22 protein-coding genes and 3 pseudogenes are annotated in these 24,503 nt (G+C 52.6%); 12 read left to right on the top strand and 13 right to left on the bottom strand.

The genetic code is table 11. The features are described 5' to 3' along the window. Nucleotides 1–246 precede the first annotated feature (246 nt). Together umuD and J4728_RS04655 are read left to right on the top strand one after the other, a co-directional pair. Complete coding sequence (umuD, locus tag J4728_RS04660) at nucleotides 247–669, top strand: translesion error-prone DNA polymerase V autoproteolytic subunit (protein WP_000925627.1); 423 nt, start codon at nucleotides 247–249, stop codon at nucleotides 667–669. Then, on the top strand, nucleotides 669–1,943 hold the full coding sequence (locus tag J4728_RS04655; RefSeq protein WP_000457541.1) for a Y-family DNA polymerase: 1,275 nt from the start codon (nucleotides 669–671) through the stop codon (nucleotides 1,941–1,943). The genes umuD and J4728_RS04655 overlap by 1 nt, the downstream gene beginning before the upstream one ends. A gap of 81 nt (nucleotides 1,944–2,024) precedes the next feature. On the opposite strand, the gene J4728_RS04650 is transcribed toward J4728_RS04655, so the two are convergent. Continuing rightward, entirely contained in the window at nucleotides 2,025–2,999 is a 975-nt protein-coding gene (locus tag J4728_RS04650) for a ParB family protein (RefSeq protein WP_000064274.1), read from the bottom strand. Then, on the bottom strand, nucleotides 2,999–4,204 hold the full coding sequence (locus J4728_RS04645) for an AAA family ATPase (RefSeq protein ID WP_000427676.1): 1,206 nt from the start codon (nucleotides 4,202–4,204) through the stop codon (nucleotides 2,999–3,001). Before J4728_RS04645 ends, J4728_RS04650 begins: the two co-directional genes overlap by 1 nt. A 414-nt stretch (nucleotides 4,205–4,618) precedes the next feature. On the opposite strand from J4728_RS04645, the gene J4728_RS04640 reads away from it, so the two are divergent. Next, nucleotides 4,619–5,560 (top strand): Rpn family recombination-promoting nuclease/putative transposase, encoded by a 942-nt coding sequence (locus tag J4728_RS04640; RefSeq protein WP_000728917.1) that lies wholly within the window; start codon nucleotides 4,619–4,621, stop codon nucleotides 5,558–5,560. Here the strand turns inward: J4728_RS04640 and J4728_RS04635 are convergent. From J4728_RS04635 to J4728_RS04620, 4 genes and pseudogenes are all read right to left on the bottom strand, one after another. After that, a pseudogene (locus tag J4728_RS04635) lies at nucleotides 5,557–6,158 on the bottom strand (DUF2913 family protein). The gene J4728_RS04640 and the pseudogene J4728_RS04635 overlap by 4 nt on opposite strands. Nucleotides 6,159–6,214: 56 nt before the next feature. Continuing rightward, the gene (locus J4728_RS04630) at nucleotides 6,215–6,631 is read right to left on the bottom strand and encodes a hypothetical protein (protein WP_000988946.1); all 417 of its coding nucleotides are present in this window, start codon (nucleotides 6,629–6,631) and stop codon (nucleotides 6,215–6,217) included. Further along, nucleotides 6,603–7,243: pseudogene (locus J4728_RS04625) on the bottom strand (3'-5' exonuclease). The gene J4728_RS04630 and the pseudogene J4728_RS04625 overlap by 29 nt, the downstream one beginning before the upstream one ends. Next, nucleotides 7,236–8,351 (bottom strand): DNA-binding protein, encoded by a 1,116-nt coding sequence (locus tag J4728_RS04620; RefSeq protein WP_001247118.1) that lies wholly within the window; start codon nucleotides 8,349–8,351, stop codon nucleotides 7,236–7,238. The pseudogene J4728_RS04625 and the gene J4728_RS04620 overlap by 8 nt, the downstream one beginning before the upstream one ends. Nucleotides 8,352–8,609: 258 nt before the next feature. Between J4728_RS04620 and J4728_RS04615 the strand changes: the two genes are divergently transcribed. From J4728_RS04615 to J4728_RS04595, 5 genes are all read left to right on the top strand, one after another. Continuing rightward, the gene (locus J4728_RS04615) at nucleotides 8,610–9,098 is read left to right on the top strand and encodes a hypothetical protein (RefSeq protein WP_001135407.1); all 489 of its coding nucleotides are present in this window, start codon (nucleotides 8,610–8,612) and stop codon (nucleotides 9,096–9,098) included. Nucleotides 9,099–9,731: 633 nt separating this feature from the next. After that, the gene (locus J4728_RS04610) at nucleotides 9,732–10,472 is read left to right on the top strand and encodes a carbonic anhydrase (RefSeq protein ID WP_001541566.1); all 741 of its coding nucleotides are present in this window, start codon (nucleotides 9,732–9,734) and stop codon (nucleotides 10,470–10,472) included. A gap of 206 nt (nucleotides 10,473–10,678) precedes the next feature. Further along, on the top strand, nucleotides 10,679–11,239 hold the full coding sequence (locus J4728_RS04605) for a recombinase family protein (protein WP_001240330.1): 561 nt from the start codon (nucleotides 10,679–10,681) through the stop codon (nucleotides 11,237–11,239). After that, complete coding sequence (locus J4728_RS04600) at nucleotides 11,223–12,887, top strand: IS481 family transposase (protein WP_000098783.1); 1,665 nt, start codon at nucleotides 11,223–11,225, stop codon at nucleotides 12,885–12,887. Before J4728_RS04605 ends, J4728_RS04600 begins: the two co-directional genes overlap by 17 nt. Further along, nucleotides 12,820–13,845, top strand: a complete 1,026-nt coding sequence (locus J4728_RS04595; protein ID WP_001576625.1) for an ExeA family protein — start codon at nucleotides 12,820–12,822, stop codon at nucleotides 13,843–13,845. Before J4728_RS04600 ends, J4728_RS04595 begins: the two co-directional genes overlap by 68 nt. Before the next feature lie 188 nt (nucleotides 13,846–14,033). On the opposite strand, the gene J4728_RS04590 is transcribed toward J4728_RS04595, so the two are convergent. After that, the gene (locus tag J4728_RS04590; protein WP_001121399.1) at nucleotides 14,034–15,071 is read right to left on the bottom strand and encodes an IS630 family transposase; all 1,038 of its coding nucleotides are present in this window, start codon (nucleotides 15,069–15,071) and stop codon (nucleotides 14,034–14,036) included. Between the two features lie 99 nt (nucleotides 15,072–15,170). On the opposite strand from J4728_RS04590, the pseudogene J4728_RS04585 reads away from it, so the two are divergent. The 3 genes and pseudogenes from J4728_RS04585 to J4728_RS04575 form a co-directional block, all read left to right on the top strand. Next, nucleotides 15,171–15,524: pseudogene (locus J4728_RS04585) on the top strand (LysR family transcriptional regulator); the annotation flags it as partial. Nucleotides 15,525–15,689: 165 nt separating this feature from the next. After that, nucleotides 15,690–16,925: a phosphoadenosine phosphosulfate reductase gene (locus tag J4728_RS04580; protein ID WP_052892862.1), complete on the top strand. Its 1,236-nt coding sequence runs from the start codon at nucleotides 15,690–15,692 to the stop codon at nucleotides 16,923–16,925. Continuing rightward, a complete protein-coding gene (locus J4728_RS04575; RefSeq protein ID WP_208211317.1) occupies nucleotides 16,898–17,515 on the top strand; it encodes an IbrB-like domain-containing protein in 618 nt (205 codons plus the stop codon). Before J4728_RS04580 ends, J4728_RS04575 begins: the two co-directional genes overlap by 28 nt. Here the strand turns inward: J4728_RS04575 and J4728_RS04570 are convergent, their stop codons facing one another. After that, nucleotides 17,516–18,676 (bottom strand): pyridoxal phosphate-dependent aminotransferase, encoded by a 1,161-nt coding sequence (locus tag J4728_RS04570; protein WP_001245597.1) that lies wholly within the window; start codon nucleotides 18,674–18,676, stop codon nucleotides 17,516–17,518. It abuts the gene before it with no gap. A gap of 126 nt (nucleotides 18,677–18,802) precedes the next feature. Between J4728_RS04570 and J4728_RS04565 the strand changes: the two genes are divergently transcribed. Continuing rightward, nucleotides 18,803–19,891, top strand: a complete 1,089-nt coding sequence (locus J4728_RS04565) for an oxidoreductase (protein WP_208211314.1) — start codon at nucleotides 18,803–18,805, stop codon at nucleotides 19,889–19,891. A gap of 35 nt (nucleotides 19,892–19,926) precedes the next feature. On the opposite strand, the gene J4728_RS04560 is transcribed toward J4728_RS04565, so the two are convergent. From J4728_RS04560 to J4728_RS04540, 5 genes are all read right to left on the bottom strand, one after another. After that, nucleotides 19,927–20,124: a YbdD/YjiX family protein gene (locus tag J4728_RS04560; protein WP_000460619.1), complete on the bottom strand. Its 198-nt coding sequence runs from the start codon at nucleotides 20,122–20,124 to the stop codon at nucleotides 19,927–19,929. 63 nt (nucleotides 20,125–20,187) lie between these two features. Then, entirely contained in the window at nucleotides 20,188–22,293 is a 2,106-nt protein-coding gene (gene cstA / locus J4728_RS04555) for a pyruvate/proton symporter CstA (protein WP_001043108.1), read from the bottom strand. Nucleotides 22,294–22,474: 181 nt separating this feature from the next. Then, nucleotides 22,475–22,888 carry a proofreading thioesterase EntH gene (gene entH, locus J4728_RS04550; protein ID WP_208211311.1) on the bottom strand — a complete coding sequence of 138 codons (414 nt, stop codon included), beginning with the start codon at nucleotides 22,886–22,888 and terminating at the stop codon, nucleotides 22,475–22,477. Nucleotides 22,889–22,890: 2 nt separating this feature from the next. Then, complete coding sequence (gene entA / locus J4728_RS04545) at nucleotides 22,891–23,646, bottom strand: 2,3-dihydro-2,3-dihydroxybenzoate dehydrogenase EntA (RefSeq protein ID WP_023238690.1); 756 nt, start codon at nucleotides 23,644–23,646, stop codon at nucleotides 22,891–22,893. Further along, a complete protein-coding gene (locus J4728_RS04540) occupies nucleotides 23,646–24,503 on the bottom strand; it encodes an isochorismatase (RefSeq protein WP_208211308.1) in 858 nt (285 codons plus the stop codon). The genes entA and J4728_RS04540 overlap by 1 nt, the downstream gene beginning before the upstream one ends.

Genomic DNA, 24,503 nt, shown 5'->3' with positions numbered 1-24,503 from the left:
TCAGGTGTGCAGGAATGGCCGGGGTGACAACAGGAGCTGAAGGGAAACACCAGAGGAGGACAGATGACATACCAACAGTTCTGCGTTGCTCCTCCACAGGGTTATTAACTGATTCTGTGGATAACCTGACATCTGTTTTTCCAGGCAGAACAGTTATCTGACGGGAAACAGTAAAATTTCACTTGCAGGACAGAAAATATCTTAAATAATGCTGTATATAAAAACAGGTATTTTAAGAGGTATGCCATGTTACTGCTTGTAGCACCCGAACAGGAGCCGGTACAGTCCACTGCCCCGCTGTTCACCGAACGTTGCCCGGCGGGGTTTCCGTCGCCGGCCGCCGATTACACGGAGGAGGAACTGGATCTGAATGCCTACTGTATACGGCGTCCGGCTGCAACGTTCTTCGTCAGGGCTATCGGGGATTCGATGAAAGAAATGGGTCTGCATTCCGGCGATTTAATGGTTGTCGACAAAGCTGAGAAACCCATGCAGGGGGATATTGTCATCGCGGAAACAGATGGCGAGTTCACCGTTAAGCGCCTGCAGTTGAAGCCCCGTATCGCCCTGCTGCCGATTAATCCGGCCTACCCCACGCTTTATCCGGAAGAACTGCAGATTTTCGGGGTGGTGACGGCTTTTATACACAAAACCCGGAGCACAGACTGATGTTCGCTTTGGCTGACGTCAACTCGTTCTATGCCAGTTGCGAAAAGGTCTTTCGCCCCGATTTGCGTGACAGGTCTGTGGTGGTCCTGAGTAACAACGATGGTTGTGTAATCGCGCGCAGCGCTGAAGCAAAAAAACTGGGCATAAAAATGGGGGTGCCGTGGTTTCAACTGAGGTCGGCGAAATTTCCGGAGCCGGTTATCGCGTTCTCCAGTAATTACGCCCTCTACGCATCAATGTCGAACAGGGTCATGGTTCACCTGGAAGAGCTGGCGCCACGCGTTGAGCAGTACTCCATTGACGAGATGTTTCTGGATATTCGCGGTATAGACAGTTGCATCGATTTCGAGGATTTCGGCCGACAGCTGCGTGAGCACGTTCGTTCCGGCACAGGGCTGACCATCGGCGTCGGAATGGGACCGACCAAAACGCTGGCTAAAAGCGCGCAATGGGCATCGAAAGAATGGTCACAGTTCGGAGGCGTGCTTGCCCTGACGTTACACAATCAGAAACGAACGGAGAAACTGCTGTCACTGCAACCGGTGGAGGAAATCTGGGGTGTGGGCCGCAGGATCTCAAAGAAGCTGAACACAATGGGGATCACCACAGCACTGCAGCTGGCCCGCGCGAATCCAACGTTCATCAGGAAAAACTTTAATGTGGTTCTGGAGAGAACGGTCCGGGAACTCAATGGAGAAAGCTGTATTTCCCTGGAGGAAGCACCGCCCCCCAAACAGCAGATAGTCTGCAGCAGAAGCTTTGGAGAACGAGTCACGACTTATGAAGCGATGCGGCAGGCAGTCTGTCAGCACGCTGAACGTGCCGCCGAAAAGCTGCGTGGGGAACGGCAGTTCTGCAGGCATATTGCCGTGTTTGTGAAAACATCGCCGTTCGCCGTAACTGAGCCCTACTACGGTAATCTGGCCAGTGAAAAACTGCTCATCCCCACGCAGGATACACGGGACATCATTGCCGCTGCCGTCAGAGCTCTGGACAGGATCTGGGTGGATGGTCACCGTTACGCAAAGGCAGGCTGTATGCTGAACGATTTCACGCCAACCGGGGTATCGCAGCTTAATTTGTTTGATGAAGTACAGCCGCGGGAACGGAGCGAGCAGCTGATGCAAGTCCTAGATGGGATTAACCATCCGGGCAAGGGGAAAATATGGTTCGCCGGTCGGGGGATTGCCCCCGAGTGGCAGATGAAAAGGGAACTACTTTCGCCAGCTTATACGACACGTTGGGCAGATATTCCTGCAGCGAAATTGACTTGAAATTGTGGCGATTTCACCTTGAAATTCTCAATATAAATTACTTAATTACAATAAGTTAGATGTGAAATCGCCGTGGCGAAATTATTGACTCAAATTTCTCTCAAGGACCTCGTTGATAGCTTTGTCCAGTTCATCCTGAACCACTTTTGACATACGACTAAACTCATAAGTTAGCGTACGCCCTTTCACACGCTTGCGCGCGAACTTGTCCTTTTCTTCAAAGGTCCAGAGTGCGGAAATTACTGACTTTTCCTTAGGAGGCGGAGCTATCAATGCCTGAGAGGCCTGAGAAATCAATTTCAGTATACTGGATTTCTGTTCGTCGTCTGGTCGCTCGTAGTCACTCAAAATTGCATCATGCTGATCTGAGACAGACTGAATGAGCCCTTCAGACGTTAAACCCTTTTCACTGAGTTTTTCATTAACCTCTAACAGAATTTTATAGTCACTAAACGACAGCTCAGACTGAACCGGGAACAGAGAAATCAATTCTTGCGGTACTGCTGCCGCCTGCAGTGCCCTGGTGACCTTAGCCTGGGATAACCCCTCCAGTTCAGCAATTTCCTTTTGATTGAATCCAGACTCTTTCAGAGCCATCAATCTTAAGCCGATCTCCCGAAGGTTATGCTCTTTAGCTGTCTGGATATCTTTAGCCAGATGGCGAGCTTCATCAGCTGATAAAAGTTCATTGGTAACCATTACATCAAGGCCTGTACGGATATAAATCGCTGAGGCTCGCCGTCTTGAACCATCCAGTATCTCAATCCTTTCACCTTGCTGAATGCCAATACAGGGGAAGAACTGCTGAAACTTAATCGTCTGGATAATAGATTTCAGGGACTCCCTGGTCAGAGCAAGTTGATCTCTTCCGTTGGTTTCCTGGTTTACGAATGTCTTACTTTCAACGTCCGATGCAGGTACCCGAACAAACCTGAACGTTATCTTCCTGCCGGTTTTTAGGGTAAATACCTGACTTCTTTGGGTGTCAGTCATCTCAACCATTGACGCCTGGGTATTTAACTGTCTGCCAATAGTTTTTCTTCTCTCATTCGACATCACATACCTCCATTAGTACGAATGAACTCAATGCGATCAAATACGGCCTTCGCAAAGTCTTCCGCTGCTGATTTTGCGCTTTTAAGCGCCTCGGTGCTTCCATCATAGGTTGCTGGATTTGCGGAAATAACTGTGTCAAAAGTCTCCCCGCATCGCTCGAAGCCATCCAGCCTCGGCAGAACCATGTCGAGCATATCGGCACCGAATACTTCTTTGGCCTGACTATGGCAAATTTTGTGATCAGACTTGTTCAGGATTTTGGACATAAAACCTACATTCCCGATGAGATTGCAGGTGTGTCCATCCTGTTCGATCGAATCAATAAGCGCAGGAAGGCTGGCTACAAACTTCAGGGAAGAATGAAAATCAACCGTTGCCGGAGGAAGTGGAGTCAACATCAGGTCTGCCGCTCCGATGCAGTTTTTCAGGAACGCATCGAGGTGAGGACCACTATCAAGGAAGATAAAGTCGTAGTCATACCGGAGCTTGTCGATAATGTTCTCTTTAAGCACTGCATGAATATTTTGCCCTGGCAGATGTTCCTCACACAATCCCTTCCAGCCTTCAGCAAGGAATGCATCGTCAATGGAAGCGGGAATAACATCAACGCCCGGGATAATTGACGACACGATGAAATCGGAAAGTAATTCTTCACGAGACACGTTCTGGAGCATGGCCTGAGCAGCCGTATTTTCAACCAGGCCCACTGAATTCTCATGGCTCAGGAACATTGTCAGAGATGCCTGCGGATCGAAATCGATGGCCAGGATACGCAGGTCTTCGAACAGAAGCTGAGGATGAGCCCGAAATGCATGGGATAATGAAGCGGTAGAAACTGTCTTGGAACCGCCACCTTTAAGGTTACATACAAATATAGTGAAAGCTTTATCGAAGCGATCTCTGTACTTGGGCACTTTACGATGGAAATACAGATCGATAACGTTCTGAATCGTCATCGCGTACTTCATGGTATTGCCAGAAGGTTTCTTTTTAAAAATGTAGCCACTGGCTTCCATTTCGGCCACAGCATACTCAACACTCCCTTTGCTGAGCTTAGGCAGCTTATATAGGGCGGCTTTGCTGTATTCCTGATAGAACTCGGTAAGCTTCAATTCCTCTTTTTGCTGGCGGATACTTTCGCTCAAGGATGTCAGAAGTTTACCTGCACGTGTGGCGACTTTCCGTAACTGCTCAATATTTTCCATTTATCACCTCATGATGTTTTTTGTCATTTTGAACAAAAAGAATCATGTTGCAAGAAATAAATCATAATATTTTGATTTTGCTCTCACAGGAGGCACCGAAGATTAAATGGAGAAGAGGGCGCTACATCCACAATCATTTTGTTAACCCACAGCGCAAACCGTGAGTCTGTTCAGAGCTTGCATCTGAGCAGGCGAAGGGTTGGACAAGCCCAAGGGGCGCGTCAGCCAGGCACATTAGGGTATAGTTCAGCAGTACCAGTTTCTGCCAGGACATGGATATCTCCGGGCAAGCAAGCTGATGATTAAAAAAGAAAGAGGGGACTGCCCCTGAAGGAATTGCAATTCCGTTCCTCGCAATGTCAACATTTTTTGCCTGTGATACTATGACCGGGTCATTTTTCAGAGCATGGACTGATGAAAAAGAAAAACACTACGCCGACTCCCCACGACGCGACATTCCGGCAGTTTCTGACACAACCTGACATTGCCCGGGATTTTATGGAGCTGCATCTGCCGGCAGAGCTGCGTGCCATCTGCGATCTCAGTACACTGAAACTGGAATCCGGCTCGTTTGTTGAGGATGATCTCCGCCAGTATTTCAGCGACGTCCTCTACAGCCTGAAAACCACAGCCGGCGACGGATATATTCATGTCCTGGTTGAACACCAGTCAACACCTGACAAACATATGGCTTTCCGCCTGATACGCTATGCGGTGGCCGCCATGCAGCGCCACCTGGAGGCAGGGCATAAAAAACTGCCACTGGTGATACCAGTGTTGTTCTATACGGGGAAACGCAGCCCGTATCCATACTCCACCCGCTGGCTGGACGAATTTGACGATACGGCTCTGGCAGACAAACTCTACAGCAGTGCTTTCCCGCTGGTAGACGTTACGGTCATTCCGGATGATGAAATCGCCGGCCACCGTAGCATGGCCGCCCTGACTTTATTGCAGAAACATATTCATCAGCGGGACCTGGCAGAATTGGTTGACCGGCTGGCGCCCATTTTGCTGGCCGGATATCTGTCTTCATCGCAGGTAATATCGCTGGTACACTATATAGTGCAGGCAGGCGAAACATCGGACGCCGAAGCCTTTGTACGCGAACTGGCACAGCGTGTGCCGCAACACGGAGACGCACTTATGACCATCGCACAACAGCTCGAACAGAAGGGCATCGAGAAGGGGATTCAGCTCGGTGAACAACGTGGTATCGAAAAAGGCCGTTCAGAAGGGGAGCGCGAAGCGACTCTGAAAATAGCCCGTACCATGCTCCAGAACTGCATTGACCGCAATACCGTCATGAAAATGACCGGTCTGACTGAAGACGACCTAGCGCAGATCCGCCACTAATCCCCCTTTTCTGGCACTCCCTGCCCGGCCATCAGCGAATACTGGTGGGGCAGGGAGGCATCAGGCTCTGCCAGCCACAGCGATCAAACAGCTTCATTACCCCCGCTACGTTCCCTGTCAAACGTGCTGTCAGCGAATTTATCTGTCGGCCGCTGTCGTTAAAACCGACATCGAGTTTGGCCCGTGAGAGATAAATGCCGTTCACGCCTGCACTGAGCGCCACAGCATTCCGGCCGGACCATTCCCGATCGCTCAGCAGACGGTAGTTCCAGTGCATATCTTTCGCTGTTTCCAGAGCATACGTCAGCCGGAACAGGTCGTTCTGCTCGGACAACTCACCGGTGCATGAACGCCAGAGGTAATTCAGCTTGCTGGCCAGCTTGGCGCTGACGCCCATCTGACGTCCCTGTTTCAAAAGCCACTCGATATCGGGCGTCACATCACGAGAAAAACGCCGTTGCTTCAGCGCAGTCGCCAGCCAGCGGGTGAGAAAGAGGTTTTCCTGTGCCGGCGAGAGAACGCCACCATCCTGCCTGGCCAGCGCAAGCGCCACCAGGGCACACCACGCCAGATGACCTGATTCTTCTGTCAATGTCACGGCTTCTCCCGCAAGTCAGAAAAATGATGTAATTCATCAGGCATAATCAGCACACGTCAGCCCGTCTTACGGAGAAACATTCGCCGCATCTCACGCGTCAGCTGCTTCTTCTCCCATCCGTAAGGGAAAATAATGCTGTAGTCCCTCCTCTCAGGGAGGATATCAGGGCCCGCGACGATTCGCGCCACCTCCTTATTCAGGCGTTCTCCTCGCCAGCCATAAGCCGCCAGTCGCTTACGGATACGTGCAACGGGAAAACGTTTATCGGAGTGACGGGGGAAGAGTAACGTCCCGTCCTCATTTCGTTTGACACCAAACATATCCAGAGACTGTTCGATCACCACTGTTCGAACGGGGAAATGCTCACGCATAGTTTTCAACATATTCTCCATTTCAGACTCCTGAATTAATCCCTGCAACTGTCTGACCAGCCAGAGAGCAGCGTTATGCTGGCTCACTCCCTGCGTCATCATTCATTTCACACTGGAGTTCATGCCAGTATCCGGCAATATTGTTTACCACCTGTGCTGTTATAACGGCGTCAGTGACGGCGGAATGAGCCACCCCGATCCAGCTCAGGCCAGCCTGACTGACAGCACCGGAAAGCGATATGGTTCCGTAACGATTTGTACTGCAGCTGCTGCCGGATCGATGCCGACTGTGGGTTTCAGGCGGGTCTCAAATATCCTCTCACCGCGGGCATTCACCAGACCGATTTCCAGCGCCTGCGCGCCGGCATCAAGTCCGGTCGTTTCGGTATCGAGGAAGACGGGGCCCAGTGCTAACCAGGTATGTGCCAGCATGGCGAACCTGCCACGCTCACTCTTCATCCGGGCCTGCAGGCCCAGACGTGTGCTGGCCAGCCGCTGTTTTTCTGTCTGAGGGCGTTTCGCCCGCATCGGGACGCAGTCAGCCAGCCGCCATACGCCGTATTTCCCGCCGTAAGGACTTTTGTACATTCTGACCGGTTCCGCACCAGGGGCTGGCTTCATCCTGAACTCATCCCGAAGCCGCCCTTTGGTGTAGCATTTATCCTCCGCCCGGGGCGCTTCATCACAGGCGTCTGAATTGTCATCATCACGCATTCTGGCCACCGGTCTGTTTATTGCCTGAAAGCGCCGCCATCAGTGACTGGTTCTGACGCTTCAGGGCTTCAGCCTCACCACGCAGTGCCGCGACCGTTTCTTTCTCCCCCATCGTCTCCAGACGGGCATCATCACGCTGGTTTTCCAGCTGTGTGCAACGCTCTGTCAGACTGGCTATTTCACTGCCCATACGCACCAGTTGCTCCGAGGAGGCCTTTTCCTGCGATTCCAGCCTTGCGGTGAGGCTGCTGACTCTGTCACGTTCAAGTGCAATCTCACCGGCGCGCGCCTGCGTGTCAGCGATGGCCTGCTCGAGGCGTTGCTGCAGCGTTTCGCGGGTGGCCAGATGCTGCTGACGTTCTGAGGCCAGCGCATTTTCCTGCGATTCAAGGCGGGTAAGGAGAGTATTGACTTTATCGCGTTCAGACTTCAGTTCTTCTGTACGCGCATTAGCTTCGGCAGAAATTTGCTCCAGTCGTTTCTGCAGGTCTTCCCGCGTGTTTTTGTGCTGTGCCTGCTCCGCATTAAGCGCATCCTGCAGCACTGTCTTCTGCTCCTGATACCGTTCCTCTCGCTGACGGGTATTCTCTTCAGCGGCCGCAAGACGCTCTTTCAGCTGGGCCATCTCCACATCATGCTGCTGACGCAGTGAACGTTCTGACTCCAGCGCCAGCGTCAAACTGTCATATCTGTCCTGCAGTTCATCCAGTTTTTCTTCCAGGTCGTCGACTGTCTGCGCGGCGTCGGCCAGCTCCCGCTCTGCCTGTGCGGTCTGTTCACCGGCAGCACGCGTGACTTCCGCAACCCGGCGTTCTGCAGCCCGGACCGCCTTGTCATTCAGTTCTGTCGCCAGCTGGGTGATGCGTTCGGACAGCGCGGCGGAGACGGCCTTCACTTCTTCAGCCACTTCCACTGGCAGCTCGGCAACGGGTTCAGTGACGACCGTGCTCTGTGAAGCCTGGTATTCGTCCCATATCTGGCGGAGACGTGTCGGATTGCCGCCACCCACCTGGTTACGTAGTGCGAACCCGGTGATATTCCGTCCTTCAGCCTGCAGGGCCAGCCCTGCTTCAATAATCTGTTCTGGTTCGTATGTCGCCGGACGCATCTGTCAGTCTCCGCATAAAGGGGTATGCTTATATTATACACAAACAAACTAACAAATAAACTAACTAACAAACAAATTAAAGACGTGACAGGGTAGCGAAAAAGGGCACCAGGACAGCGCACCGCCGGTCGAATTGCTGGCACAGCATGTCCGGAGCCCGGGCGGGATGCACCACAGGTACGATGCACGCCACTCTCCTTGCCAGGTACTGGTGTTAATGCTAATGTACGCATACGTTAGCATTAACCAGAGACAGACATGCCGCAGGATGAATCAGTCGTCAAACGGGCCAGGGAATACTTTTTCCGCCACCACCGGTATACAGAGGAAGACCTGGAATCCGACTACCAGGCAGAACTGTGTAACTACAGGGATGACACCTGGGAAGCACCACAACGGGCAGCCAGACTCAGTGCGGCCGTCAAGCGCTACAAAACGTATGAGATGCTGTACTTCTTCTTCCAGATCGCTGATGAGGCCGGGCTGGACTATACTCCGCTGGTTGTAAAGCGCCTGTGCGCTCATCTTTTCGACAGGCAGGGCAGCCAGAATATTATTGTTGATATCTTTGGCCAGAAGGGACGCATGCACCGCAGCCATGACAGTGATCCTGACATTATTGCTGCCGTTGCCGAACGCTACCGGCAGCAGGCAGAGGACCACTGGCAGACAGTTCTGAAGAATATCGGGAGAGTGAAGCAGGACTACCAGAAAAATCAGAACAGACAGAAAGGCGCAGGGGATTAAATGCATGATTAATGCTAATGTATGCGTACATTAGCATTAATCACATAAGTCAGTGAAAATAAATCAGGCTTATTCAACGTTGCGAAGGTTCTTTGGCCAGTTGCTGGAGCTACTTCCCGAAATCAGGAAAGCCTGCGGCTGAAAGTACATCAGCAACAGCACTGGCTCTGGGATGGCCACGTTCAAGTCAGACCAGACTGAGAGCCACACCTGATTTCTCCGTATCATAACTGTGACGCGACAACCGGAATTACCAAACGGACACTCAAAGAATGAGATGAACGCTCCAGACTTATGAAGTTCGGAACACACAGAGTTCCTAGTTGTAGCGGCTCGCAATCGAAATCCCCCCGACTCGCAATCAGCGCAAATTTCGGCTCACATTAACTGCAAATGAAAAATGCCACCGGCTCGCATTTATCCTGCCCGGCTCGCAATCCATTCCACCGGGCTCACAATAACTGCAAGTCAACTTCGTCATATCGGCAAACCGACTGCCAGCATTCTATTTTCCAGTTCGACTGGTCTCAGATATTTATTCATACTGGTTAAAAATTGTCGTTTTGGTTTGATTAACGTTTACCTACGTATAATCGCAGCAATTGGAGTTAACTCAGTAAATAGGAGCAAATAATGGAACAAAACCAACCAGCACAACCTTCACGACGTGCAATCCTGAAACAAACTCTTGCAGTATCTGCTTTGTCTGTCACCGGGCTGGCGGCCTTATCGGTACCAACTATCTCTTTCGCCGCATCACTGAGCAAAGAGGAACGTGACGGTATGACTCCAGATGCAGTCATTGAACATTTTAAACAGGGTAACCTGCGCTTCCGGGAAAATCGCCCGGCTAAACATGATTACCTGGCACAGAAGCGCAACAGTATTGCGGGTCAGTATCCTGCTGCGGTGATCCTTAGCTGCATTGACTCACGTGCGCCGGCGGAAATTGTGCTGGATGCGGGGATCGGTGAGACGTTTAATTCCCGCGTAGCGGGTAATATCAGTAATCGCGATATGCTGGGCAGCATGGAGTTTGCCTGTGCAGTTGCCGGCGCGAAAGTAGTGCTGGTTATAGGACACACCCGCTGTGGCGCAGTACGCTGTGCTATTGATAATGCTGAACTGGGTAACCTGACGGGGCTGCTGGATGAAATTAAACCCGCGATTGCAAAAACGGAGTATAGCGGTGAGCGTAAAGGTAGCAATTATGATTTTGTCGATGCGGTGGCACGAAAAAATGTCGAGCTGACTATCGAAAATATCCGCAAAAACAGCCCGGTGCTGAAACAACTGGAAGATGAGAAGAAAATTAAAATCGTTGGCAGTATGTATCACCTTACTGGCGGTAAGGTTGAGTTTTTCGAAGTATAACTGAAGCAGTCCGAGTCCGAATACAGTCAGCCTCGCATTACATTAAGAGCTCATTAAATTTTCTCTGGAATGAAAATGTATTTTTTGAGTACACCCAAAACGCACAGTCTGGTGAGACAGTTTTTCTGTCTCATTTGGGTTGTTTTTATCCCATTCCGGTGTTACGTTTTCATCATCTAGAGTTAAACGAGACAGTTTTCACCATTATGGCACTTTACGGCTATGCCCGCGTTTCAACCAGCGATCAGGATCTTACTCTGCAGACACAAATTCTCCGCGCTGCTGGTTGTGAAATTATTCGTGCAGAAAAAGCCAGCGGAAGCGGCCGGACCGGAAGGAGCGAGTTGCAGCTGCTGCTGGAGTTCCTGCGCCCTGGTGATACGTTGATGGTGACACGCGTGGATCGCCTGGCCCGCAGCATTAAGGACCTGCAGGACATTGTGTATGCCCTGAATCAACAGGGCGTAACGCTCAGGGCAACAGAACAGCCAGTGGACACGCGTTCAGCTGCAGGCAAAGCCTTCCTCGATATGCTGGGTGTTTTCGCTGAGTTTGAAACCAATCTGAGACGTGAACGCCAGATGGAAGGCATTGCCGCGGCGAAAGCCAGGGGCGTATACCGGGGAAGGAAACCGTCCATAGATCCTGCTGAGGTATATCGTCTGTATACCATTGAGAAGATGGGAGCCACAGCCATCGCCCGCCAGCTCGGGATTGGGAGGGCGTCAGTCTACCGGGCGCTGGAAAATTATGAGCAGCCGGCGTAGCGCGATTCCGTCTGACTCCCTGTTGCAACTACGGCAACGGCTCGATCGCCTGCCGCCAAAAAGCCCTGAACGTGCCAATCAGATTGCCGCTACCGCCCAGCTGTATGGTATTTCAGTCACGACGGTTTATCGCGCTCTTCACCTTGTTTTGAAACCGCGAACGGCCCACCGCAGTGATCATGGTCAACCCCGGATACTGCCACCGTCCGAGCTGGAGCATTACTGCGAACTGATTGCTGCACTGAAATTACGAACCACAAATAAATCCGGCCGCCATCTGTCGACCGGACGGGCAATACAGCTGCTGGAAGAGCATGGCGTGGAGACGGTCCAGGGATTGATTAAAAGTCCCAAAGGCTTACTTCGTAAGCAGACCGTCAATCGCTGGCTTTCCCGCTGGCGTCTCGACCAGCCCCGCCTGTTACGGGAGCCTCCGGCGGTAAGATTTCAGGCTGAAAACAGCAATGACTGTTGGCAGTTTGATATGTCGCCATCCGATCTCAAACATATTGAGCGGCCTGACTGGGTAGATCCTGCCCGGGGCGAACCCACGCTGATGCTGTTCAGCGTAGTGGATGACCGGAGCGGTGTCGCATACCAGGAATACCGGTGTGTGTACGGTGAGGATGCGGAATCTGCGCTGCGTTTTCTCTTTAACGCCATGGCCCCAAAAACCAGGTCTGATTTTCCTTTTCAGGGCCGCCCGAAATTGCTGTACCTCGATAATGGACCGGTGGCCAAAAACCATGTATTCCAGAATGTGATGCAGTCCCTGAAGGTTGACTGGCTGACGCATACGCCGGCAGGCAAGGACGGCACCCGGACGACGGCACGGTCCAAAGGTAAAGTTGAACGTCCTTTCCGGACCGTCAAGGAGGCACATGAAACTCTGTACCATTTCCATAAACCGGAAACGGAGCTGCAGGCCAACGAATGGCTCTGGAACTATCTGAGCCGTTATAACGCGCAGCGTCACCGCAGCGAGAAACACTCCCGACTGGAGGACTGGCTGGCAAATATCGGCCAGGAAGGTGTGAGGGATATGTGCAGCTGGGAACAATACTGTCGGTTCGCCCGGGAGCCGGAATCCCGCAAGGTGGGTGTTGATGCGCGGATAACGATAGACGGCACCGCATGGGAAGTTGAACCGGATATGGCGGGTGAAACCGTCATTCTGCTGTGGGGGCTGTTTGACGAAGAGATGTATGTGGAGTTTACCGGTGAAACATGGGGGCCTTATTATCCGGTGTCGGGGCCTGTGCCGCTGCACCGTTACCGGACGTTCAGACGCGGTAAAGCGGCTGAACGGGCCGATCGTATCCATGCTCTGGCCAGGCAGCTGAACATCCCCATCAGCGCATTGTCCGGCAGCGATCTCCGCGTGGTCAGTGATGACACTCAGCAGCGCATTGATGCGTTGCCACATCAGCCCTTTGATACCCGAAAATTTGAATACCACTTTCCCACCGTTATTGCGGCAAAACTGGCAATTGCCGACGATCTGGCCATACCGCTGGCCAGAATGTCGGATGAAGACCGGGCGTTTATCGACAGTATTCTGACTGAGACGCTTAACCGTAGTGAAGTACTCGCCCGCATCAGAGACTATTTTCGTAGCAGACAATCAGGAGAGGACCATGCGGGTTGAAGTGATGGAGCATTATGGACTGACGCAGTCTATTGAACAGGCCGGGTATTATGAAACTGCCCACCATAAGCAGCTGATGAAAGACATTAAGGGTGCGATACGCGAAGGACGACTGATAGCGGTCTGTGGCGTGGTGGGAAGCGGTAAAACCGTCACTCTGCGACGCCTGCAGCAGCAACTGCTGGATGAAAATAAAATCATTGTCGCCCGCTCCCTGTCGGTGGACAAACAGAGTGTCCGGCTCGCCACGCTGATTAATGCCCTGTTTTATGACCTGGCACAGGATAAACAGGTGCAGATCCACAAACAAGGTGAACGCCGCGAGCGTGAGCTGCAGGAACTGGTCAAAAAAGGCAAACGCCCGGTGGCGCTGTTTGTTGATGAAGCCCATGACCTGAACGGTAATACACTAACGGGGCTCAAACGGCTGATGGAAGTGGTTGAAGACGGCGGTGGTAGGCTGTCCGTCGTTCTGGCCGGTCACCCAAAACTGCGTAATGACCTGCGTCGTCCGACGATGGAGGAAATTGGCTATCGTACCGATATTTTTACACTGGACGGGATCACCGGCAGTCAGCGTGAATATATCCAGTGGCTGCTGAAGACCAGCACCGGTAAGGGTAAGCCGGAAGATATTCTAACGACCGAAGCCGTTGACCTGCTGGCGATGAAACTGCGAACACCGCTGCAGGTCCAGTTGCACCTGACGCTGGCGATGGAAGCAGGATACCAGACGGGCGAAAAACCGATTACTGCCACTCTGGTTGAATCCGTGCTGTCACGTCAGCTGGATGACCTGGAGCCGACGCTCACGCGACATGGTTACCGGCTGAAGGATATGGTGGAGCAGTTCGATGCAAAACCAGCTGAAATCAGGGCATTATTTAATAATCAGTTAGACCCTGCCCGCACGGCCGAACTACGCGACAGAATGCTGGCGGTCGGTCTGCCAATATGACGATGTTGATTTGCAGTTATTGTGAGCCCGGTGGAATGGATTGCGAGCCGGGCAGGATAAATGCGAGCCCATTATCACCTAATGTGAGCCGGTGGCGTTTTTCATTTGCAGTTAATGTGAGCCAAAATTGGCGCTGATTGCGAGTCGGGGGGATTTCGATTGCGAGCCGCTACAAATAGCTTCGCATATTACCGCTCCACTTTAGCCAGACCCTGTTGATTGCCGGGAAACAGTGAAGCGGCATTCATAAATTGTGCTACCTGTTTCAGTAACTGCCACATGTACCGACACTGATGATTTCTCGTTATGGTTTCGTGTAACGACAACCACAGTCGCTCTATCGGATTCAGCCACGGCGAATACATCGGCAGGAACAGCAACCGGAACTTCGGGTTTTCTTCCAGCCAGCGTTCCACTTTGCGGCTTTTATGGATGATGTAGTTATCCGCCACCAGTGTGATGGTTTTCGCCCGCCTGTATGTACGGCGTAACGTTTCTAACAGACTGATAAATAAATCAGAACTCTTGCTGCTGCCACTGACGTAGTGAACCCGTCCCGTACCTGAATGCAGTGCGCCTGCCAGATAATGCTTCTGGTTCTGTCCCGGCGTGGCGATGCGTTTCTGTTGCCCTTTGGGCATCCAGTCAGCGCCAATTTTTGGGTTCAGGTCGATGTCGACTTCATCCTGATAAAACACAGGATGTGCAGTCTGCTCCTGAGCCAGCGCCTGATCAATGACAAGCCGTTTTTCTTCATAGTGCGGATCTTTGATTTTCAGCGTTGGCGCTGCCCTGCGCCAGACCATATCTGCCTGCCTCAGATATCGGTGCAGGGTGGAGCGGTGCAGCGTCACATCAAAAAGTCGGTTGATGACGAGTGCCAGAAGCTCCGTGCTCCAGCGTGAGCGCAGCCAGCCAAAATCCTTCGGGGAACGCTGTACCAATAGTGGCAAGAGCTGAAGGATATCAGCGACCGGCCAGCGTGGAGCACGTCCGGGTCTGAGGCTTTTTAGTCCTTCAACACCATGTAAAGTAAACCAGTTTATCCATCGACCAACGGATGAACGGGCGGCACAGAGTAATCTGGCAACGTCAGTGACGGTCATTCCCTGATGCAGCATCAGCATGGCGATAAGCCGTCGCGCATGGTTTTTATCGTGGGTTTGTTGGGCCTCTTTGCGCATCAGTTGTCGTTCTTCATCAGGAATTGCTGCTATGATCGGCATCGCTCAGTCCGGTTGGTGATTTGTGATGTTTGGCGATTGATCAGATCGCACAATCCGGGCTGAGTTCCCTTTCAGTGATCTACTATTTTGCGAAGCTATTTAGGCGACACCGCCACTATCGACGAAATTCTACAAGAGTCATTTACGCAACTCGTCTCCCGGGCAACCGGTATGAAAGAATATCATTCACTTATGGATGATGTGCTGGGGGAAAGAATAATTGGTTTCAGAAGCAAATCGCTGATGACCATCGCCAACTCTATCAGCTCCACGGAGCTTATTGGTTTTTTACCACAAACATTTTTTGACTATTACTCTTCCTCTATCAAACTTAAAAAAGTCACCATACCTTTTACCATTGCTCCCATACAATTCTATCTTATGTATAATAGGGCTTCGCTGAATAATAGCGGATTTGCTGAGCTCATTGAGCACATCACAAAAAAACATTAATAAGAAGGTCAGATAACGGATATTAATATAAATTTAATGTATATGTTTATGGGATATATTTATTTTACAAATATAATAAAGCATTGCAAGTTCATCTAATGTGCTTATCCTTTATGTTAATTATTTCGAATATACTGTAGTTAACACATCGGAGACTATCCAGAGATGTCGGTTTATAAAGTTCCGCTCGAGCAAAATGTTCTGGAAGCGGCTCAAGAGCGTATAATGTGGCCCCTGGAAACCTTACCCCGGGTCTGCGTCTCATTTTCTGGTGGTAAAGATTCAGGACTTATGTTGCACCTGACGGCAACGTTGGCGCGCAAAATGAATAAAAAGATCCATGTTCTCTTCATTGACTGGGAAGCGCAATTCTCCTGTACCATCGCCTATATTGAATCGTTACGTGAATACTACGCGGACGTTATTGAGCGTTTTTATTGGGTCGCATTACCCTTAACCACACAAAATTCCCTTTCACAATACCAGCCGGAGTGGCAGTGTTGGCAGCCGGGTACCGACTGGGTACGACAACCGCCAGAAGATGCGATTACCGATCCGGCCTTTTTTTCCTTTTATCAACACGGCATGACCTTTGAACAGTTCGTTCGCGATTTTGCCGACTGGTTTTCAGAAAAACGTCCTGCCGCTATGCTGGTCGGTATTCGTTCCGACGAATCCTATAACCGATTTGCCGCTATCGCTAACTCGCATAAGCTGCGCTTTGCCGACGATAAGCCCTGGACCACGTTAGCCCCTAAGGGGCACACCTGGTATATCTATCCCATCTATGACTGGAAAACCGCAGATATCTGGACCTGGTTCGCCAAAACAGGTAAACCATGTAACCCTTTGTATAATTTGATGTATCAGGCTGGAGTACCGCCCCGTTACATGCGTATTTGCGAACCGTTCGGCCCGGAACAACGACAGGGGTTATGGCTGTATCATGTTATCGAACCTGAGCGCTGGGCGGCCATGTGCGCCAGAGTCAGCGGCGCACTCAGCGGAGGAATATACGCCGGACAAGACAGCCATTTTTACGGCCACCGGAAAATTTTAAAACCCGATCACCTTAACTGGGAAGAGTACGCGCTGCTCCTGCTACACAGTATGCCTGAAGTCACTGCCGAACATTACCGTAATAAAATCGCCGTTTATTTGCAGTGGTATAAGAAAAAAGGCATGCACACCATTCCACAAACGCAGCATGGCGATATCGGATCGCGCGATATTCCGTCGTGGCGACGGATCTGCAAAGTATTACTGAACAATGATTACTGGTGCCGGGCGCTGTCATTCAGTCCGACAAAACCTAAGAATTACCAGCGTTATAACGAACGTATGAAAGCTAAACGCCAGGAATGGGGGATCTTATGCAACACCGACTCACAACCGAAATAACTCACTTTCTCTCTGAACTGCCTGAAGAGGAGAGGATCGCCGCCATTAATGAATTTAGAATGGCGATACATAGCGTTAGTCCTTTTCGCGATGAGCCTGTCGATTGTGTCCTGTGGGTGAAAAACGATCATATTTCACCTAATGACGACAACCCGAATAACGTTGCGCCGCCGGAGAAAAAACTGCTGCTTAAATCGATTGAACAAGATGGGTTTACTCAGCCGATCGTGGTGGTAAAGGCCAATACGGAGGAGTACGAGATTGTAGACGGTTTTCACCGTCATGAGCTGGGCAAAGGAAAAGCGGCCCTGAAAAGGCGTCTGAAAGGCTACCTGCCGATAACGTGTCTGGACAGAGAACGTCACGAACGCATGGCGGCAACCATTCGGCATAACCGCGCGCGCGGGCGCCACCAGATCCACGCCATGTCAGAAATCGTGCGCGAACTTTCTCTGCTAGGCTGGGACGAGAGCAAAATCGGCCAGGAGTTAGGTATGGACGCCGATGAAGTCCTGCGCCTGAAACAGATCAACGGCCTGCAGGAGCTTTTTGCAGACCGTCGATTCTCCAGAGCGTGGACGGTTAAATAACTACAGTTTACACAGGCGCTCTGCGGCGGCCAGCAGCGTTGATTCCTGTTTAGCGAAACATAAACGTATAAGCTGATGCGGGAAAGGGGCGGCGCAAAAGACAGAGAGCGGAATAGCGGCGACACCGACTTCTTCGGTTAGCCACTGACAAAACTCAACGTCATTTAGCGTCGACACTGCGCTGTAATCGATTAACAGAAAATAGGTACCTTCACAGGGCAGCACTTTTAATCGGCTTTGCGCCAGCGCGTTAACCAGCACATCGCGTTTTTTCCGGTAAAAATCGGGTAACGCGCGATAGTGTTCCGGCGCGGCGCGCAGCATATCCGCCAGCGCCAGTTGCGCCGGCGTATTGACGCAAAACGTCAGGTACTGATGAACTTTGCGTATTTCGGCGCTAATGGCCGCAGGCGCAACGCAGTAACCAATCTTCCATCCTGTCATATGAAAAGTTTTACCAAACGATGAAACGGCAACCGCCCGCTCTCGTAACTGCGGGTGCGCCAATACGCTGGCATGGCCTTCGACGGCAAAACAAATATGTTCGTACACTTCATCGCTTAACACATAAATTTCCCGCTCGCCGATAGCCTGCCACAGCGCCTCGATATCCGCCTGACGCCAGACGGTAGCGGTGGGATTATGCGGCGTATTGAGGATCACCAGTCGCGTGCGCTCGCTAAGCAACGCCGAAAACGCCTGCCAGTCGACGCGAAAATGCGGCGGCGTAAGCGCTATGCGTTTTAACACGCCGCCGGAGAGCGCCACGGCTGGGGCATAGCTGTCGTAACTGGGATCGAAACAGATAACCTCATCCCCTGCCCGCACCAGCGCGGTAATCGCCGCATACAGCGCTTCTGTCGCGCCCGCTGTGACGGTGATATCACTGACGTCATCGGGTCGATAACCATATATTTCCGCCGTTTTATCGGCAATGGCCTCCCGCAGCGCCTGCGCCCCCGTCATCGGCGCATATTGATTCGCGCCCTGCGCGACATGATAAGCCAACCGCTCGTGCAAATAACGAGGACCATCAAAATCAGGGAAGCCTTGCGATAAATTTATTGCCTGATGTTTCTGCGCCAGCGCGCTCATTTGCGTAAAAATCGTGGTACCAAGATTAGGCAATTTGCTTTTTGGAATCAGTGGGTTATTTCTCATTATCTTCATACCCGCCAGTGATGTGGTTGTTGACACACTATCACAGGGTGTTAGTATTTGGCAATCAAGACGTTTAGATGTCTAAATATAATAACAACGGTGAGAAGACCCTAAGGACAACACAACATGAACCACGCTGAAATCCGCGTCGTTACCGGCCCGGCGAATTATTTTTCCCATGCCGGAAGCCTCGAAAGACTGACCGACTTTTTCACGCCGGAACAGCTTTCCCACGCCGTTTGGGTGTACGGCGAACGCGCGATTGCCGCCGCCCGGCCTTACCTGCCGGAAGCGTTTGAACGTGCTGGCGCAAAACATCTGCCGTTTACCGGCCATTGTAGCGAACGCCATGTTGCCCAACTGGCGCACGCCTGCAACGACGATCGTCAGGTGGTGATAGGCGTCGGCGGCGGCGCGCTGCTCGATACCGCCAAAGCGCTCGCCCGCCGTCTGGCGCTGCCGTTTGTCGCTATCCCGACCATCGCGGCAACCTGCGCCGCCTGGACACCGCTTTCCGTCTGGTATAACGACGCGGGACAGGCGTTACAGTTCGAAATTTTTGATGATGCCAATTTTCTGGTGCTGGTCGAACCGCGCATTATTCTGCAGGCGCCCGATGACTATCTGTTAGCTGGCATTGGCGATACGCTGGCGAAATGGTATGAAGCCGTTGTGCTTGCGCCGCAGCCTGAAACGTTGCCATTGACCGTAAGACTGGGCATTAACAGCGCGTGCGCTATTCGCGATCTCCTGCTGACCAGCAGCGAACAAGCATTAGCGGATAAACAGCAGCGTCGGCTGACCCAGGCATTTTGCGACGTGGTGGATGCGATTATCGCTGGCGGCGGTATGGTCGGCGGCCTCGGGGAACGCTATACCCGTGTCGCCGCCGCCCATGCGGTACACAACGGTCTGACCGTTCTGCCGCAAACGGAAAAATTCCTGCACGGAACGAAAGTAGCTTATGGCATTCTGGTGCAAAGCGCGCTACTGGGACAAGATGACGTGCTGGCGCAATTGATTACAGCGTACCGGCGATTTCATCTGCCGGCCCGGCTTAGCGAACTGGACGTGGATATTCATAACACCGCCGAGATCGATAGGGTAATCGCGCATACCCTGCGCCCGGTCGAATCCATCCACTATTTACCGGTGACGTTAACGCCAGACACCCTGCGTGCGGCGTTTGAAAAAGTTGAATTTTTCAGAATATAGCCTGGTGACATTGCGTTTATCAGGCCTGGCAACCCTCAGCAGCAACGCGCGCCGCCTTTTCCACCATAGCGCGCATCCTGCCGCTCGCGGAAAAATTCTTCATAGGTCATCGGCGTCTGATCCGGATGCGTTATGCGCATATGCTCAACATAGTTGTCGTAGTCTGGCACGCCAATCATCATTTTTGCGGCCTGTCCCAGATATTTTCCGGCTTTCGAAAGCGTATCGAACATCGTTGTCACCTGTCATTCAAATGCCCTCTCCTTATTCTGGAGAGGGCTATTGATGTAAAAAGATTAGTGCGCGCCTTTCGCCTGCGTCACGATCTCATCCACATTTTCCGGCATCGGCTCATACGGCGTTTCATTCGCCGTCGGTTTATCAATCTTCAGAGCGGCCAGCGCCGTCTTAATAGAGAAGACCGCCAGCACCACGACCACCACCATAAAGAAGATGGTTAGCCCGGCATCCAGACGGTTATTGAATACCAATTGCGCGAGCTGCGATTCGGTGTACTGCGGCGGAATATTGCCGCTGTCGATCATCGCCTGGAACTTATTGGCAATGGCCAGGAAGCCGATTTTCGCATCCGGACTAAACGCTTTCTGCCAGCCCGCCGTCAGCGTACAAATCAGCAGCCAGGCCGTTGGCACCAGCGCGACCCACGCATAACGCTGACGCTTCATTTTGAACAGTACCACGGCGCAAAGCATCAGCGCCATGCCCGCCAGCATCTGGTTAGCGATGCCAAACAGCGGCCACAAGGTGTTAATACCGCCCAACGGATCGACCACGCCCTGATGGAGGAAATACCCCCACGCCAGCACGCACAATGCCGTAGCAAGCAGGTTCGCTGGCAGCGAATCGGTACGTTTCAGCCCTGGCGACACTACGCCCAACAGATCCTGCAACATAAAGCGCGCCGCACGGGTACCCGCATCCACCGCCGTCAGAATAAACAGCGCTTCAAACAGAATGGCAAAGTGATACCAGAACGCCACATCCATCATGCCGCCCAACGCGCCATGTAAAATGTAGGCCATCCCTACCGCCAGCGTTGGCGCACCGCCTGCGCGGGAGATAATGGATTGTTCGCCGACTTCATTGGCAATCTGGTGTAACGTATCCGGCGTGATAGCGAACCCCCAACTACTGACCACCTGCGCGGCAGAAGCTACGACATCCGCTGTCCCCGCTGGCGCCAGTACCGCCATCGGGCTATTCATCGCAAAGTAAACACCCGGATCGATAATACAGGCGGAGACCAGCGCCATAATGGCGACGAAAGATTCCATTAACATCCCGCCGTAGCCGATAAAGCAGGCCTGGCCTTCGTTGGCCAACATCTTCGGCGTCGTGCCGGAGGAAATGAGCGCATGGAAACCGGAGACCGCGCCGCAGGCAATGGTAATAAACAGGAACGGGAACAGGTCGCCCGTCCAGACCGGTCCGGTACCATCAACAAATTTGGTCAGCGCCGGCATAGTCAGCGTCGGACGCATGATCAGAATCCCGACCGCCAGACCGACAATCGTACCAATTTTCAGGAAGGTAGAGAGGTAATCACGCGGCGCGAGCAGCAGCCAGACCGGCAGTACCGCCGCGACAAAACCATACCCCACCAGCATCCAGGTAAGCTGCACGCCAGTAAAATCAAAGTACGGCGCCCAGGTTGGGCTTGCCGCCACCCATCCGCCGGAAATAATAGCGAAAATAAGAAATACCAGCCCAATGACCGACACCTCGCCGATGCGCCCCGGACGCAGATAACGCAGGTAGATGCCCATAAAAATCGCCAGTGGAATAGTGAACGCGACAGTGTACGTTCCCCACGGGCTATGGGTCAGCGCTTTCACCACGATCATCGCCAGGACGGCCAGAATGATCACCATGATCATAAAGCAGGCTACCAGCGCGATCACCCCTGCCGTCGCGCCCATCTCCTCTTTAACCAACTCGCCAAGCGAACGCCCATCGCGCCGGGTCGAGACGAACAGCACCATAAAGTCCTGCACCGCTCCCGCCAGCACGACGCCCGCCAGCAGCCAGATCATCCCCGGCAGATAGCCCATCTGCGCCGCCAGTACCGGCCCGACCAGCGGACCTGCGCCAGCAATGGCCGCAAAATGGTGACCAAAAAGCACTTTCTTATCGGTCGGGACATAATCCAGACCATCATTATGACGTACCGCGGGCGTCATACGCGTTGGGTCAACCGCCAGCACTTTTTTGGCGATATAGAGCCCATAAAAACGATACGCAATAAGATAGACACAGACCGACGCCACCACGATCCATAGCGCGTTGATCTGTTCCCCACGATTTAACGCAATATAGCCCAGGGCAAACGCACCCAATACTGAGAGCGCTGTCCAGACGAGGTATTTCCCTGATTTATTCATAGTTGTTGTCCGTTTGGGTGTTCCAGAGAGATGTTACATTTTGTTTCTATAACACCTTTACCGTAATTAACAACACAACAACATGATAAAACCGTATCGTTACCCATTTTTTACATTACAGTGTTAACCAGATCACTTCCTTTCTTCGTTGACGCTGCAATTGCATTTTACTTTGCCAGAACTATCCCATTACCGCCGTTCCCAGGCGACAGGTGCAGCAGCGCCTCCCCTGCTCGTCAAAGAGCGTAATTTCCCAGCTTTGTTTCTGCCGCCCCAGATGCAGCGGCAGGCAAACGCCGCGTACTTTCCCCTGCGAGACGGCGCGGTGGTGGGTGGCGTTTAACTCGGTCCCGACCACGCACTGCCCGTCGCGGGTCATCAGATAACCCGCCATTGATCCTAACGTCTCCGCCAGCGCTGCCGATGCGCCGCCGTGTAGCAGACCAAACGGTTGATGAGTGCGGGCATCGACAGGCATTTCCGCCTCCAGCACGTCATCGCCCAGACGGGTGTAAACAATGCCCAGATGCGCCACCAGCGTGTTCTGACTGGTAGCGTTCAATTCATCCAGCGTTAAATGCCGTTTCCAGATCATCGTCAGGCTCCCAATGTTGAACCGCCGTCCACCACGATATCCTGCAAGGTAATGTGGCTGGCCAGATCGGAGGCAAGAAACAAAATGGTATTGGCTATCTCCTGCGGACGGGCGATTTTACCGAGCGGTATGCCGAGCTTAAACTGTTCGCCGAAACCGCGAATACGCTGCTGTTCGGCATCTTCACTCACCCATAACGTGCGCTGCATATCGGTGTCAGTCGAACCAGGCGACACCACATTACAGCGCACCCCGCAGCCCGCCAGCTCCAGCCCTACGGTTAGCGCCAGGCTTTTCAGCGCCGCTTTAGAGGCGCCGTAGGCGCTCATACCGATGCGCGGCGTATGCGCCGCATCTGAGGCTACGGTGACAATCGCCCCTCCCTGCTGACGGCGAAACTGCGCCATCGTCTGCGAAAACAGGTTAAATGCCCCGCCCACATTGACCGCAAACGTCTGCTGCCAGTCGTCGACGCTAAGCGCATCGGTCGCTCCCATACGCAAAATACCGGCGGCGTTGACCAGCACATCCAGCCGCGTCGTTTTTTGCAACACACGCTGGCACACCTGCGCAACCTGTGCGGCATCCGCCACATCCATGACTTCGGTAGCAAAGGGATAATTCTCTTGCGTAAATTCGCGATCGAAGCCGATCACCCGCGCCCCGGCGTCAACAAACGCCAGCGCCGTCGCGTAACCGATCCCTTTCCCCGCCCCGGTCACCCATACCGTTTTGTCTGAAAAATCAAGGCCGGTCATTACTCTACCCCGCGAGAAAGCAGCGCCCACCAGGCGTCAATGGTCGGGTTTTTCGCCAGCATCACGAAGTCGATATCGCCGTGTACTTTACGCCAGCGCGCTGCCAGCCCCATCATGCGTACTGAATCCAGGCCATAATCAATCAGGTTTTCATCATCCAGCGGCTCGTCGGTCTCATCCAGCAACGGCAGAATCAACGCCCGCAGCGCCGCTTTACTGGCAGGAACCGGCGTCGGCAGCAGCGATTCAGTCATGACGACGCGACCTGAACGCCCCGCCACATAGTTCAGCGCCATCAGATGCTCTTCCCGGCTGAAATCCGCCAGCGCATCCGCCACCATAAACGGCTTAATGTCGCGCATAAACGCATCGGTAGTGGTGGTCATACAGCCAATATGCGCATACACGCCGGTAATGATGAGCTGATTGCGTCCGGTATCTTTTAACATCTGTTCCAGCGGCGAGCGGTGAAACGCGCTATAGCGCCACTTCACCAGCACCGTATCCGCCTCATCCGGCGTTAAGGCTTCTACCACCTTCTGCTGTTCCGGAGAGCGCGTCAGTCCCGGTCCCCACATATCATTGAGTAACGCGCGATCTTCATCGCTTTGCTCTTTCGGCTGAGCGGTGTAATAGACCGGGATATGATGTTCCTTACAGTACTGGCGCAGGGCGGCGATATTAGCAATCACCTGGTCCATCATTGGGCAGTTACGGCCCCAAAAGCTGACAAAGTAATCCTGCATATCGTGGATGAGCAGCGCAGCGCGCTCCGGCTCAAATGCCCAGTTCACTTTGTTGGTCGGGATATCCAGTGCGGTGGGCAGCGCGTAAGACTGTAGTTTCGGGATTGCCAT

Source organism: Salmonella sp. 32070601201500089SM (assembly GCF_017573605.1).
GTDB classification, from domain to species: Bacteria; Pseudomonadota; Gammaproteobacteria; order Enterobacterales; family Enterobacteriaceae; genus Salmonella; species Salmonella enterica.
This window is presented reverse-complemented; position numbering and strand designations above follow the sequence as displayed.